Raw genomic sequence first — 14917 nt, 5'->3', positions numbered from 1 at the left:
GACTGTTTGTTTTCTTAAATTAACTGCAAATAATACAGTGACGACAGTGCACTGCAATTAACAATAATTGTTAGCCAAAGTACGGCAATAAAACTGCGTTTTTTAGATTTGTGTCTTAACCATTGCTGTGCAATTAATGAACCTGGCCAGCCACCGATTAACCCCAAAATATGCAGTGTACGCTCAGGTACTCTTATCACATGCTCGCCATGTTGCATCGCTAAACGTTTATCCCAGCCATATACCAAAAAGCTTATTAAGCTCGCTACGCTGTAAGTGCCTGCAATAAAGTAGGTAATATTAAGTTGCCACGATACCAGCCATAGCAGCGCTAAAAACAACAATGAAAATGTAATTAATGTTTTCTTAATCAACGAATTATCACCTATACTCTGCAACACAAATTAATTTTATCGGGGCGCTATTATGGCATACCTAAAATCACTTTTACTATCAATCTGCCTGTGTTCGCTTTCTGTTATGGCAGCAGAGCAACAACTTGATGACAAGCTAAAAGTGTTTGAACCTTACTTAGGCACGTGGCAGTCAGACTTTAATGTCGCAGCAGGTAAACCTGCGGTGCAAGATGTGAGTACCTGGCAACGTGCACTCAATGGCACGGCTATTAAAACCATTCACTCTATCAATGAAGGTGAATATGGTGGTGAGTCGATGATTTTTTGGGACAATAAAAAGCAGTCTTTGGTGTTTTATTACTTCACTACAGCTGGGTTTTACACCCAAGGCACTATGAATGTACTTAGCCCTACTCAGTTTGTTGCTTATGAAAATGTAACGGGTAATAAAGATGGGATCACTAAGGTAAAATCAACAAGCGAGTTTAAAGACAACAGCTTTGTGGTGTCGACCTCTTATCTTAAAAAAGGCCAGTGGACAAAACCCGATACCCGAACTTACACCCGCAGCGAAAAAACAGTTAAGTTTAAATAAAAGCTTTGAAAAAGGGTAAGGCGCTTATCACCTTACCCCCATATATCAATGCCTAAAGTCAGCCATTAATGCCGGAATACCTGGCAGCATCCCTACTATTGCCATCACGCTTGTTAAAATAACAAACATTATAAATGGGATGATCCAACGGCTCATTGGAGACAGCTCAGAGCTTCGCTCTTTACAACCAATTAAGCCCAGATTGTCGAGCAACATAGTTAATGACCAGCCAAATGCAGGATTCACTAAAGTCGATGAAAACACCACAATTGCAGCCGATTGCGTGGTTTTACCTTCACGGGTCATTTCCATGCCAGCTTCTAGAAGTGGGATAAACACACCAACTATCAAAGCTACACATAGCACGGGTTGCCAAATGGCTAAATCCATTGGGTAACCCCAAATACTGGCAATAATACAAAATAATGCCGTTAATACCGCACCTGCCGGAATTGGGCGTTTAGCGATGGCTGCTGGCACGATGTAGGTTCCCCATGAAGAGGTAAAGTTAGAGCCGCCTAACAAAGAACCAAACGTTTGGCGGATTGAAGCACTGAACATGGTATCGTCAATATTCATTTGTACTTTTTCTGTGCGTTCTGGGTAACTAATTTTTTGGAACACTTGATGCCCTAAAAAGTCAGGTGACCACATAGCAACCGCAAGCACCGCGAATGGCAATACCACTACAAAGCTCTCTAGGGTTGGTAAACCCAGCATCCAACCAGTGTTTTCACCCCACCAATACATTGGGTTCATATTTGGTAAACCCGGTGCTGTTTTAAACTCAAATGGCGCTCCCAGTAAAAAGGCGATTAAACCGCCAAGTAAACAGCTTAATGGCACGGCTAACCAACGTTTCTTGTAATGCTCAAGTAATGCATACAACACAATTGTCGATAAGATCACAATGAAAGCAATATGGGTCATATCAATACCCTCAGCCCATGCAAACAGCTTTTTAACCTGCGAAATCGTGCCAATAAAACCAAGGTAGAGCAGTAAACCGCCACACACGCCTCGGCTGGTTAACCCCGCCAGTAAACTTCCGCCTTTACTAAGTGCCAGTAACAGACCAAACGCCCCTATCAGTAAACCGAAGGCCATTGGGTGGCCACCCGCAGCAACCACAATCGGGATCAAAGGAATAAGCGGCCCATGCGTACCCGCTAAGTTTGCTGTTGGTAGAAAGAAGCCCGAAAATAATAAAATGAAGATTGATACAATTAACAGCTCATAGCGCACGTTTTCTAGAATAAAGCCTTCACCTAAGCCTAGTGGCGCTGCAAACGTTGCAGCAATTGCCCCCACCATGACCACTTTGCCTATGGTCCCTGCCATAGCAGGGATAGAGTCTTCTAATTCAAACCGATAATCACGAAATGGTAAGTTAGGACGCCAGCGCTTAGGCTGCATAATTTGTAATTCGTGTTCAAGGTATTCGTCACGACTCGAAAATTCACTACTTGGTTTATGAAGTGCTTGATAGCTTTGCTGGTCGGTATGAGTATCCGATCCTTGTTCAGCAGGCGTTTTTGATGCTGATTGCTGCCTCGTATTCATGAGTTCTCCTACTGCCTATCTTGAAAAATTGTGTGAGTTTTTATTATGCAGTTAGGGTAAAGCAGCCAGATACAAAACACGATTAGGCAAAAGGTCGGGTATGAATTTATAAAATAGGTGTTTTTAATAAGTTGAGAGCATCAAAAACAAATTTAACTTATTGATATTTATATTTTTATTTGTGGTCAATGCAATTAAAGACTAAGCATTGGGCTATTTTTCGAGCACATTAACTATTAGTCTAATAAATTGTATGAATAGCAAACAATAAGATAAAAACTACTTTTAGATTAATCGAATTTGCCTATTCCCCAACTACTAATATACTAATTTATTAGTAGTTTAATTAATGCTAACTCGCCGATCGGTGGCTTTCTTACATAAGCACATAAAGGGATGTATGAACACACAGCTCAAGCCTTGGCAATTTAATATCATTGTTTGCTCTGTTTATCTACTGTTTGGCTTGTTTACTATGCAAGTGTTAAAAACACTGGCGGTATGGCCACCAGCAGGAGTCGCATTAGCAGGCTTGATGTTATTTGGTCGTAAAGCCTGGTTGGGCGTTGCATTAGGCACCTGTTTAGTTGTGCTTTGTTACTTTTATCTAAGCGGCTTGAATCCATTCACTTTTAAACACATAGCAATAAATGCCGCGACAACCACAGGTAATACTCTCGCTGCTTTAACTGCATTTTGGCTAATTAACCGAAAACTTAAACAACACACGCTGCTGACAAGCGTCACCAGTTTAGCTAGAGTGTTTATTGTTGCTTGCATAGCGATTGGCGTGATTTCTGCGTTTTTCGGTGTGGGCATATACTCACTAGTTGGTATCGAGTGGTTTAATGGCTTGTATGTAGGCATATTAAATTGGAGTATTAGCAATGCCTTAGCGGCAATTGTGTTTACCCCTGCCCTTTACTTTTTATGGCGAAATTGGCCGCACCCGGTCACGCCTAGTGAATTTTCTAAACTTCTGTTGCTTACTTTGACCGTGGTTTTGTTGTGTTATTTTATTTTTGGCCCCGCATACACAGCTATGACATTACCATTTTTGCAACCTGCATTACTGTTGTTTCCGCTACTTTATGCAGCTACGCGGTTATCACCAACTGCAACCAGCTGCATGAATATGCTGGTGTTTTTTGCAGCTTGGGTCGGAAGTAATCAAGGCTGGGGGTATTTTTATTATCATCATCCTAAAACAGCAGAAGTGACCATGCAGTTTTTCTTTTTATTTACTCTTTCAGCGGTATTACTTATTCAAGCTGTGTTTATTCAGCGCAAGAAAGAACAACAAAAGCTGACCACCATGCTCGAACAAAAGGTAGAAGAAAGAACCTATGAGCTAGAACGTGCTAAGCATGAAGCATTAGCCTTATCTGTGACAGATCATTTAACACAACTTTATAATCGCCGTGGTTTCTTCGAAAAGGTTAATCAGCAGTTTGCAAAATATCATAACGCGCAAGGTACCTGCTCCTTGTTACTGTTAGACTTAGACCAATTTAAAGCTATAAACGACAAATATGGCCACGCTACTGGCGATGAAGTAATACGAACCACCGCACATAAACTCACCCAACATAGCAGAGCATCAGATATTGCGGGGCGCATTGGTGGTGAAGAATTTGTCTTATTTTTACCTATGGCAAATAACCACACAGCCTTTGCTATCGCAGAAAAGATCAGAGCCGATATCGAACAGCAAGACATCATCGCCGACAACAAACACGTTAAATTCACCGTGAGTATTGGCGTAAGCACCTTACAAGCAAGCGATCTGCACATAGAATCGATGTTAAAACGCGCCGATAAAGCATTGTATCAAGCCAAAAATCGAGGACGTAACCAGGCGCAGTGTAGTTAGAATGAGTTACGAGTTGCTAGTTACGAGAGTAAAGTTACGAGAAGCGAGATGGCGAGGTACGAGATGCGAGGTGCGAGAGACGAGGTGCGAGAGACGAGGTGCGAGAGTAAAGATACGAGGTGCGAGAATCGAGGTGCGAGCATGTAGCAGCGATTTTACATCGCGTATCTCTCTTCCCCCAAAAATGACGTGGCATAAAGCCGCTGCTACCTGTAGGCTTGGCGCGCGAAACAAGTTTCACGCCTACGTCCAAGGGTTTAACTTTTGTGTGGTGGTTAATTATTCATGGCTAAAATCATTCCTACGAGATGCGGGATGCGGGATGCGGGATGCGGGATGCGGGATGCGGGATGCGAGCATGAGCCTAAGATTCCTTGCACTATACGACTAGTAATTAATTAACGGCTCTGTTAAAAATACACTGACTATGGAAGAAAACGAGCTATTAGCCCGTTAAGTTTAATGGAATTACTATCCTTGTGAGGTTCAAATGGAAATTGAAGTAACAAGACCAAAACAATATCATGATAAAATTAGAGATTACACTTTATGGGCCGACTCTAAAAAAATCGGCAAAATCAAACCCAACTCTTTAGCCAACTACACAATACCTGATGACGCTGAATTTATCTGGTTCTCCATAGATTGGTGCTCTAGCCCTAAACTTTCTGTCAAAGATATTCAATCAAATAAAGTAACTGTTTCGAACACTATGAGCAGGAACTTACTATCGGGTCTATTTTTACCCATTTATTACGTTACTTTTGGTAAAAATAAATATCTAACAATTACGAGCGATGTATAACTACCCTTAATCGATTTCAGATTCGATTACTTCATCGCATAACGATATTTTTACCCTTTATCGCGGCATAAAGCCGCTGCTACCTGTAGGCTTGGCGCGCGAAACAAGATATTAGATACGAGATGCGAGGCACGAGGAACGAGGAACGAGATGCGAGGCACGAGTCTGTAGCAGCGATTTTACATCGCGTTTTTCTCGCACCTAGCGCCTTAAAACTACTTCGTCTTCAACTTATTCAACTCATCATCTTGTTGTGCAACGAGTGCATTGAGGGTTTGGCTACCATCTCCGGCTTGGGTAGATAGCTCAGCTAGTTGCGATGCCGCATCTGAAATTAACGTCAGGTTGCGGTTTATCTCTTCTGTGACTGAGCTTTGCTCTTCTGCAGCCGTTGCAATGTGGGTAATTTGCTGCGTGATTTCGTCCACTTTGACGACAACTTCGTGTAATGCATCAAATGCAACGGAGGTTTCATCTACCGCGGTTTGTGCACGCACAACACCTTGCTCAATTACTTTAGATGCATTACCTACTTCTAGCTGTAAGCTGTCGATTAGGCCGCTGATGTCATCGGTTGATGAACGTGTTTTTGAAGCAAGTGCCCTTACTTCATCAGCCACCACCGCAAAGCCACGGCCTTGTTCACCGGCCCTTGCCGCTTCAATTGCTGCATTCAGTGCAAGTAAGTTTGTTTGCTCTGCAATTGTTCTGATCACATCTAAAATTTGTGTAATGTCGTTACTACGTGCCGCAACTTTTTCAACCGCTTGATTGGCCTCTTTGATTTCATCCGACATGGTTTTAACTTGGGTAACCGCAGACGACAAGCTCGATTCACTACTCACAACAAGGCTGTTTATTTCATCAGCTTGTTGCGCTGACTGCTCTGAGGCTCTTGCTACTTCGAGGGCTGTTGCGCTCATTTCATTCATGGCGGTCACAACACTCTCAATTTCTTGGAACTGCGCTTGAACGTTGTGCTTAGTATCAACAGCAACACTGGTCGCTAAGTGAGCCTGCTCTTTGGTTTGCGTTGATACATTTTTAAGCTCACCAATTAAATCTCGTAATTTAGCAAGAAACGCATTAAAGCCAGTTGCCAGTGCGATTAGCTCAGCGTGGGTATCAACATGCAAGGTTTGAGTTAAGTCACCTTCAGCACTGGCAAGGTTATCAACGCGCTGTTGAATTTGCTGTAGTGGTGCCACAATGGTGCGGATCACTAAGGTCATGATAACAAAGGCTGCACCAGCAATAATAATACCTGTAACCAAGATTAAGCCGCCTAGTGTATTGGCATTTTCACTCATGCTATTTGCCAGTGCATGCGGCCCTTCAAGGGCAAGCTCAGCGGGTACTTCGATCAATAAGTTCCACTGTGTTTTTGCAAGCTTTATGCTAATTGGGTAGTTAACTAAATACTCATCACCAACTTTAAATACACCACTTTGTTTTTTCGCTTTTACGTAATTGTCTAAAATGCTTTTAGTCACCGCCTCTTTTAACGGTCTGCCTAGCTTATCTTTGTAATGGCTACTACCAACCACTAAATCGAGTGAACTTAGCAAGGTGACGCGTGCTTTACCGTTGTACAGCTCTTTTGAGAGCTTTTCGGTCATGCTTTGAAATACAGGCAATGTTAAATCAACCCCAGCAACACCTATAAATTCGTTATCACGAAGAATGGGCACAGTTAGAGAGGTCATCATTTCAGAGTAACCTGGGGTGATTTCGTATAGGTAGGGCTCCATAATACAAGGCACTTTGGTGTCTTTTACACACAAGTACCACTCAGCTTCCCGCTGGCCAAATTCATTGAGCGTATCAACATATTTTTCAGCTACATCGTCAACCACTTGTTGCTCAATTGCACCATCTCGGTTGCGCGTAAAATAGATTTCTAGTGTGCCAACACCTGCTACAGAATGATCATACCCGCTAATAAAATTAGCATCACGGCCATCAAACGCATTTGCTTCAAATTGCGAGTAGATAGATGAAAGAATATCATTTTTTTGTAATAGAGAGCGATTCAACTCAACCACAGCATCGCGGGTTAAGGTAGCTGCCGCATCATTGTCACCTAAGATAGCGGCAAATGAATAAGGCACTCGGTACGCTTCGTTAATAAACCCAGCAACTTGTTCACCATATGCGGCGGCATTTGAAGCGAGCTTATCCTCCACCTCTGCAACAATCAGCTTTTCTGATTGCTCAGCTAGCTGCTGGTTGCTGCTTGACAGCTGCCACCATAAAACACTTGATAAAACAAACACAGTAATAAAAATACTGCCTACCGTAAGCCATAATAACTTTTTCGCTAATGCTAACTGCCGCATCGACATTTCCTGTTTTTATTGTAGGTTTACTAATAGTTTAGACCATTTGCATGACTACACAGGGACAATTAGAAAAAAAGTATGAAGTTTTACTGTGATTGAGCCGCTTTGTTAAGTTAGCCCAAGTTTTGCTGCCATTCGGTGGGTGACATACCAAACCATAACTTAAAGCGACGACTAAAAATCGACAGCTCCGCATAGCCTAAACGCAGTGCTAAGTCGGTAATATTGATATGCTTTTGTTGTAATAGCCGCATTGCCTCTGACTTTCGTACTTCGTCCAACAATTGCCGATAAGTGGTGTTATGCTCAGTTAATATTCGCTGCAGCTTTTTGGGGTGTAGCCCTACACTTTTCGCTGTATTTTCTTTATTACACTCACCGGTTGCTAACAACATTTTCATCGCACTTTCTATTTGCAGCATTTCATCGGGGAGTTTATTAAGGCGTTGCAGCTCAAGTTGATCAGCTATTAAGGTATCTAAAATGGCATCATTGAGCTGGGGTTTATAGGATAAAAATGCGCTTGAAAAGTAAATCGCATCTACATCACTGTTAAACTCAACCTCGCAATTAAGCACTTTATTAAATAATGGCCGCTGTTTCACCGCGACAGATTGCCTTAAACACACTTTATCTGCACGCCATTTCGGGCCAACTAATTCTTTTAATATTTTATTGACCAAACACACTGCCAACTGTGATTTTTGCTCAAACTCGTGTTTTTCGTCAGATAGTCTGACAAAACGTACCTCACAACTTGTTTGCCCAAGCAGTGCAAGGTTTAGCACAATGCCTTCGGCATGCAGGTATATGTATTTTTGGGCAACATTAAGGGCATCAAGAATCGTAGGTTGGCGCGACATGTAAGCACCAATCAAGCCTACCGTACTCATACTTTGTGATGCGCCAAGCTTTAAGCCAAAACATGGCTCGTCACAGGCTTGGGCAGCAAGTTCAAGTAACTCAAGGTAATGAGCGTAAACAACAAAGCTGTCTGGGTCGCGTAATTGTGCGGGTAAAATACCTGCTTTCTCCAACAAAGTAATTGGATTTACGCCATATTGCCTCACTAAATTCTCAAACCCAGCTAAACTAGAAGAGCGAATTAAACTTTCCACGCAGTGTGCCTTTTGTCCTAAAGAGTCATTTCAGTGTCCTAAAAAGTCAAATCAACTGCAAGTGATTTATTTATGCTAGAACAAACTCTGACAAACAGAACATACAGATGAACATTGCAGCAAAACCGATAAACATAGACAGCATTTTAATGGCCGACTTAGTCGCGCAGCGCAGCCACGCTAAAGCTGAGGGTATTGAAAGCTACCAGCAAAGACGTGAGCACTTACTTGCGTTAAAAGCCATGCTCACTGAGAACCAAGCACGTATTATCGAGGCTATTAATCAAGACTATGGTAATCGCTCTCGCCATGAAACCTTACTTGCCGAAATCATTAATGCCTGTGCAGATATCAATAGCACTTTAAAGCACCTTAAAAAGTGGATGAAAGTGCAAAAGCGACATGTTGATCATCGTATGTATTTAGGGGCAAAAAACCGAGTTATTCCTCAGCCGCTTGGTGTTGTAGGGTTAATTGTGCCGTGGAATTTCCCGATAAATTTAGCCTTTAGTCAATTAGCCGCAGCATTTGCAGCAGGTAATAAGGCGATGGTTAAAATGTCTGAAAACTCTCGGCATTTAAGTGCGCTTTTAGGTGAGCTTGTAGGCCACTATTTCAAACCAGAAAAGCTGAAATTTTACTGTGAGACAGGTGAAGTAGGCATCGCCTTTTCAAAGCTTCCCTTTGATCATTTGATGTTCACAGGCTCAGGTGAAACCGGTAAAAAAGTGATGGCTGCAGCAGCGCAAAATCTAACGCCTGTAACCCTTGAGCTAGGTGGTAAATCTCCAGCTGTGATTGCTACTGATTACCCGATGCAAAAAGCTGTTGAGCGCATCATGTATGTAAAACAAATGAACGCGGGGCAAATTTGTACCAATGTTGATTATGTATTTGTGCATCAGTCTCAACTTGCGCTATTTATCGATACAGCCACACGCTGGGCGAAGAAACATGTGCCGGATATTCATAGCCAAGATTACACAGCCATTATTGATGACCGCGCATTTAAACGCCTTACAAACTGTATTGCTGAAGCCAAACAACTAGGCGCTGACGTTATTACGCTTAGCGACCAAGTGGCAGATGCCAACACGCGAAAACTGCCTCTGACATTAATTTTAAACAGCAATGACAGTATGAGCATTGATACCCGCGAGACATTTGGCCCTATTTTAATGGTAAAAACCTATCAAGACTCGCAGCAGGTCGTTGATTATATTGCAGGGCGAGATAGGCCTTTAGCGTTTTACCCGTTTAGCTACAACAAACAGCTTATTAACTTTTATATTGAGCAGGTGATGTCGGGTGGTGTAAGCGTTAACGATGCCCTGTTTCATGTCGGTCAGCACGACTTGCCTTTTGGTGGCGTAGGTGCCAGTGGTATGGGGCATTACCATGGCTATGAAGGCTTTTTAACCTTTTCAAAATTACGTCCGGTGTTTTATCAAGCCAAGTTTTCAAGTGTGAAATTTTTAATGCCGCCTTACGGCAGGTTTGCCGATAAGCTTTTAGCCTTTTTGAGTAAATTAAATTCATAATAATAAACACCAACAGGTGATAATAATGCAGCAACACACATTTGATTTTGACCAAATTATTATAGGCTCTGGATTTGGCGGCTCTGTGAGTGCGCTTCGCCTAAGCGAAAAAGGCAACCGAGTTTTAGTACTCGAAAAAGGCCTACGCCGGGACGATAAGGAGTTTCCAAAGACCAACCTAGATATCAAAAATTATATGTGGCAGCCAGAAATTGGCCTTAAAGGCTGCATTCAATTTTCGTTTACCAGCAAAGTCACTGTGCTGCATGGTGTGGGTGTTGGCGGTGGCTCACAAATTTATGCCAATGTGCACCTTATTCCTGATGATGAAGTATTTCAATCTCCAGCGTGGACACGAATAAAATCAGACTGGAAAGAAAGTCTAATGCCCTACTACGGCCTTGCACAGCGCATGTTAGGCAGTGCCAAAAATACCTATACCAATGTTGCCGATCACACTCTAAAAGACATTGCTGAGCAGATGGGTCAAGGTGACTCATTCAAAACCGTGAACACTGGGGTACTTTTTGCAAAACCCGGCGAAGCCTATAACAAAGAGCTACCCGATCCATACTTTAATGGCGATGGTCCAAGGCGAAATACCTGCCATTACTGTGGTAGCTGCATGATTGGTTGTCGCCATAATGCCAAAAACACCTTAATGAAAAACTATTTGTACTTTGCCGAACGCAATGGCGTAGAGATAAGACCCAGCTCTGAAGTAATCAAAATCACCCCGCTCAATGCAGATGGCAGCGCCGGATACAAAATTAAGATTAAAGATACCAGTCATCGCAATAGCCATATTTATACCTTAACAACTCGCGGCGTTGTGCTGAGCGCAGGGGTCATGGGCACCGTGCCTTTGCTTTTAAAAATGCGCGATAAAGACAAAACATTGCCCAATATTTCAGCTTGGCTTGGTCAGCAAATTCGCACTAATTCAGAAACCCTCACCACCGCGAATAACACCACCAAAAAAGTCGATGATGGCGTTGCGATCAGCTCATTTATTTCGGTCGATAAAGACACTAACATTGAAATTTGCCGCTTTAGAGAAGGCGCCGATGGCACATGGCTATATTTACCTTACGTTCCTATGGTGACTGGAAAAGGCCTCAAGCGCATTGCTAAGTTCTTAGTGAATACACTGCGCCATCCAATAAAAACAGCCAAAGTATTGCGGCCAAAAGGTAAAGCCCGCAGCTCGATTCTATTTTTGGTGATGCAAAAATCCGAGGCGTTTATTCACCTAGAATGGCGACGTAAATGGTATCGCTTATTTAAAAACGGCATTACTGCGGTGCAAAAAGACAATGACACGCCGCTTAGCGTTAGTTTTCCAAAAGCAGAAGAAGCAACCAAACTCTACGCCGAAAAACTCGGTGGCGTGCCGGGCTCAGCCTTATCTGAAGTGCTCTTTGGTGCCCCAATGACGGCGCATATAATGAGTGGAGTCGCCATGGGAACTGATGCCTCTAACGGCGTAGTTGATAGCTCTGGAGAAGTGTTCGGCTATCAAAACCTACGAGTTATTGACGGCTCAATCATACCGGGTAATTTAGGGGTAAACCCATCTTTAACCATTACCGCATTGTCGGAATATGCAATGAGCCAAGTGCCGGTATTCGATGCATCCCGAGCAAGCAAGATAAAACCAATAGAATTTAGTGAACCACGCGAAGGCCAAGTATCAGCGCTTACGGGTTCTGGTGATTTAGCAAAATCGATTGCTGAAAAACAAAAAAGCCGTGCATAAAGCACGGCCTATTTTGATAAATAGCGATTAGATCACTGATAATTCAACAGCAATGTTACCGCGCGTTGCGTTTGAGTATGGGCATACTTCGTGCGCTTTATTAACAAGTGCAAGAGCGGTGTCTTTATCAAGATCACCTACCGATACCGCAAGCTTAACAGCAATACCAAAACCACCTTCAATAGGACCAATAGATACTTCAGAGTTAATATGAGTATCTGCAGGTAATTTAATTTTTGCTTGGCCAGCCACTAACTTTAATGCACCGATAAAACAAGCCGCGTAACCTGCTGCAAATAATTGCTCAGGGTTTGTACCTTGACCATCATCACCACCTAACCCCTTAGGAGTTGATAGTGCCACATCTAAACGACCATCATCTGATTTTGCTGTGCCTTCACGGCCACCTGTTGCTGTTGCTTTTGCTGTGTATGCGACGCTTTGTAGTTCTTTCATGATTACTCTCCTAATTGAGTGACAATATATTTTGTATGCAAAATATATTAGATCAGCTTTTTCGGGATTGCAAATACTTTGTATGCAAATTAAAATACTCGTATTGAATTTTGAGGATCGAGTATGAAATACCCACAACTAAAATTAGATAACCAGCTATGCCATCGCTTATATATGGCATCGAATGGGATTGCCCGTGCGTATCGAGATTCTCTTAATCAATTAGATTTAACCTACCCGCAATACGTAGTGATGATGGCGCTGTGGGAAAAAGATCAGATCAGCATTGCTGAATTACTTGAAAAAACCGCCATTGATGGCGGTGCAATGACGCAAATTTTGAAAAAAATGAGCGATAAAGCATTGTTGTCGATCATCAAAGATAGCCAAGATAAACGCAAACGACTCGTGCAGCTCGAAGCCAAAGGCAAGGCGATGCAAGATCAAGCTGCCGATATCCCGTCGCAAATTCGTTGTCGCTTCCCAAGCATTAACGAACAACAAGCACTGCAACTGATCGAGTTACTCGATTTAGTAAATAGTGACCTTAATTAACAAAAATTATTTGAAAGTGAATTTGGATTACACCGCTTTTTAATAAAACTAGATGCGCTATAGTGTTCAAAACTCATCAATATGGACACTATCATGAAAGCATTTGGATACACTACAGCAACCCCAACGTTATCAGACTCATCACTACAAGCGATTGAATTACCTGATCCCGTTGCTACAGGTCACGACATTCTTGTCGCCGTAGAAGCAATTTCAGTTAACCCTGTTGATACTAAAATTCGCGCTAATGTGTCGCCAGACAGTGGCTACAAAGTTATTGGCTGGGATGCCGTGGGAACAGTTAAAGCTGTTGGCGATAAAGTATCGTTATTTAATGTCGGTGATCGTGTGTTTTATGCTGGCGACTTAACGCGCCAAGGCAGTAATGCTGAGCTGCAACTTGTTGATGAACGCATTGTCGGTCTTGCACCAACAAGCCTCAGTAATAGTGAAGCAGCCGCCCTGCCCTTAACCAGTATTACGGCATGGGAGTTATTGTTTGACCGCTTACAGATTGAAAAATCTCAAAACAATAAGCCAGCCTCTGTATTAGTGATAGGCGCCGCCGGTGGTGTAGGCTCAATTTTAGTGCAACTTGCCAAACAGCTTACCAATTTAACGGTTGTTGGTACCGCCGCACGAGAAGAAAGCGCCAACTGGCTTAAAGGTTTAGGTGTTGATCATGTGCTTGATCATAGCAAAAACCTTAACGAGCAACGTCTTGCGGCCGACCTGAGTGAATTTGATTACGTAGTGAGCTTAACGCACACCGACCAACATCTTGATAGCATTATGGAAGTGATCAAGCCACAAGGTAAATTGGCACTGATTGACGACCCTGCAAGCTTTGATATTTTAAAGTTAAAGCGTAAAAGTATTTCGTTGCATTGGGAGTTTATGTATACCCGCTCAATGTTCCAAACCGATGATATGATTGCCCAGCATCAGCTTCTTTCTGAGCTCTCGACCTTAGTTGATAGCGGCACAATCAAAACAACATTGGGTGAGCATTTAGGTAAGATAAACGTAGCAAACCTTATTAAAGCCCATGGGATTTTAGAATCTCATCAAGCTCGCGGAAAGCTTGTGTTGGAAGGGTTTGAGTAACGAGTTGCGAGGGGAAAGTTAGCGAGAGTAAAGTTTCGAGAAGCGAGGTGCGAGCATGTAGCAGCGATTTTACATCGCGTTTCATTCTCGTATCGCCCCTACCTCACCAATATAGCGGCATAAAGCCGCTGCTACCTGTGCGCGCGAAACAAGTTTCACGCCTACGTCCAAAGGTTTTACTTTTGTGTGGTGGTTAATTATTCATGACTAAAGTCATTCCTACGAGAAATAGATACGAGGTGCGAGCATGTAGCAGCGATTTCACATCGCGTACTTCCTCGATCATTAATAAAAACACGCATCATTAAAGTGCATTACTACGCTTGCCTTTCACTATTTTAGTGCCTGATTTTAGCGACGCCCTTACCGCAGAATATTAACCAATTGATTTTTAATGTATTTAATTTTAATAAAGGTTTGGCACAGATCTTCCAATAGTGAGTATGAACTGGCACTAACAAGGAGACTAACGTGACTAACTTCTTTCACACTCTTTATCTACTTTGGCGATTAGACATCAGCACATGGCATATGCATGAAGCAAACGATCCTCATAATGTTGCTGATTTGGAGCGTCGCTATGTTAAATAATGACCCCGCATTTATCGAAGCGCTTAAAAAAATTTCGGTTCATCAACTGACAATCACTGAAGCGTCTGAGCAGTACGACATTCCTAAGCGTGTGTTATACAAAGCCGCACGACAGCAACAAGTTAAACAGAACAAACAAAAAGCGTATTTAATTGCCACTCAGAAGCGCCTTCAAAAAAGTCTACGTAATGTAGAAATGGAGTTAGCTAGCTTCAGCTAAATAACTTCTGTATGGTTAAAATACACGCACAATAAT

Annotated in this window: 13 protein-coding genes; 8 read left to right on the top strand and 5 right to left on the bottom strand. The window is 42.5% G+C overall.

Annotated features, from left to right (window positions below; all coding sequences use genetic code 11):
- Window positions 1-14 precede the first annotated feature (14 nt).
- On the bottom strand, window positions 15-374 hold the full coding sequence (locus tag AUR67_RS06545) for a DUF1294 domain-containing protein (protein WP_054562543.1): 360 nt from the start codon (window positions 372-374) through the stop codon (window positions 15-17).
- A 52-nt stretch (window positions 375-426) separates the two neighbouring features.
- On the opposite strand from AUR67_RS06545, the gene AUR67_RS06540 reads away from it, so the two are divergent.
- Window positions 427-951: a hypothetical protein gene (locus AUR67_RS06540; protein WP_054553611.1), complete on the top strand. Its 525-nt coding sequence runs from the start codon at window positions 427-429 to the stop codon at window positions 949-951.
- A gap of 45 nt (window positions 952-996) precedes the next feature.
- Here AUR67_RS06540 and AUR67_RS06535 read toward each other — a convergent pair whose 3' ends face one another.
- The gene (locus tag AUR67_RS06535; protein ID WP_058584654.1) at window positions 997-2514 is read right to left on the bottom strand and encodes a DUF3360 family protein; all 1518 of its coding nucleotides are present in this window, start codon (window positions 2512-2514) and stop codon (window positions 997-999) included.
- A gap of 400 nt (window positions 2515-2914) precedes the next feature.
- Between AUR67_RS06535 and AUR67_RS06530 the strand changes: the two genes are divergently transcribed.
- Together AUR67_RS06530 and AUR67_RS06525 are read left to right on the top strand one after the other, a co-directional pair.
- Entirely contained in the window at window positions 2915-4387 is a 1473-nt protein-coding gene (locus AUR67_RS06530) for a diguanylate cyclase (protein WP_058584653.1), read from the top strand.
- Window positions 4388-4877: 490 nt separating this feature from the next.
- On the top strand, window positions 4878-5192 hold the full coding sequence (locus tag AUR67_RS06525; RefSeq protein ID WP_058584652.1) for a hypothetical protein: 315 nt from the start codon (window positions 4878-4880) through the stop codon (window positions 5190-5192).
- Window positions 5193-5407: 215 nt separating this feature from the next.
- Here the strand turns inward: AUR67_RS06525 and AUR67_RS06520 are convergent, their stop codons facing one another.
- Both AUR67_RS06520 and AUR67_RS06515 read right to left on the bottom strand, forming a co-directional pair.
- On the bottom strand, window positions 5408-7531 hold the full coding sequence (locus tag AUR67_RS06520) for a methyl-accepting chemotaxis protein (protein WP_058584651.1): 2124 nt from the start codon (window positions 7529-7531) through the stop codon (window positions 5408-5410).
- A gap of 116 nt (window positions 7532-7647) precedes the next feature.
- Window positions 7648-8652, bottom strand: coding sequence for an AraC family transcriptional regulator (locus tag AUR67_RS06515; RefSeq protein WP_058584650.1), 1005 nt, complete (start codon window positions 8650-8652; stop codon window positions 7648-7650).
- A gap of 107 nt (window positions 8653-8759) precedes the next feature.
- Here AUR67_RS06515 and AUR67_RS06510 point away from each other — a divergent pair, with 107 nt between their 5' ends.
- Window positions 8760-10193 carry a coniferyl aldehyde dehydrogenase gene (locus AUR67_RS06510; protein WP_082665590.1) on the top strand — a complete coding sequence of 478 codons (1434 nt, stop codon included), beginning with the start codon at window positions 8760-8762 and terminating at the stop codon, window positions 10191-10193.
- A 25-nt stretch (window positions 10194-10218) separates the two neighbouring features.
- Window positions 10219-11952: a GMC family oxidoreductase gene (locus tag AUR67_RS06505; RefSeq protein ID WP_058584649.1), complete on the top strand. Its 1734-nt coding sequence runs from the start codon at window positions 10219-10221 to the stop codon at window positions 11950-11952.
- 27 nt (window positions 11953-11979) lie between these two features.
- On the opposite strand, the gene AUR67_RS06500 is transcribed toward AUR67_RS06505, so the two are convergent.
- Window positions 11980-12408 carry an organic hydroperoxide resistance protein gene (locus tag AUR67_RS06500; protein WP_054553604.1) on the bottom strand — a complete coding sequence of 143 codons (429 nt, stop codon included), beginning with the start codon at window positions 12406-12408 and terminating at the stop codon, window positions 11980-11982.
- Window positions 12409-12531: 123 nt separating this feature from the next.
- Here AUR67_RS06500 and AUR67_RS06495 point away from each other — a divergent pair, with 123 nt between their 5' ends.
- The 3 genes from AUR67_RS06495 to AUR67_RS06485 all read left to right on the top strand — a co-directional run bounded on the left by AUR67_RS06495 (window position 12532) and on the right by AUR67_RS06485 (window position 14881).
- Complete coding sequence (locus AUR67_RS06495) at window positions 12532-12963, top strand: MarR family winged helix-turn-helix transcriptional regulator (protein ID WP_058584648.1); 432 nt, start codon at window positions 12532-12534, stop codon at window positions 12961-12963.
- Between the two features lie 93 nt (window positions 12964-13056).
- Window positions 13057-14070 (top strand): zinc-binding alcohol dehydrogenase family protein, encoded by a 1014-nt coding sequence (locus AUR67_RS06490; RefSeq protein WP_058584647.1) that lies wholly within the window; start codon window positions 13057-13059, stop codon window positions 14068-14070.
- A gap of 580 nt (window positions 14071-14650) precedes the next feature.
- Window positions 14651-14881 carry a helix-turn-helix domain-containing protein gene (locus AUR67_RS06485; RefSeq protein WP_058584646.1) on the top strand — a complete coding sequence of 77 codons (231 nt, stop codon included), beginning with the start codon at window positions 14651-14653 and terminating at the stop codon, window positions 14879-14881.
- Window positions 14882-14917 lie beyond the last annotated feature (36 nt).

It is taken from the genome of Pseudoalteromonas sp. XI10, from assembly GCF_001469895.1.
Lineage (GTDB): Bacteria > Pseudomonadota > Gammaproteobacteria > Enterobacterales > Alteromonadaceae > Pseudoalteromonas.
This window is presented reverse-complemented; position numbering and strand designations above follow the sequence as displayed.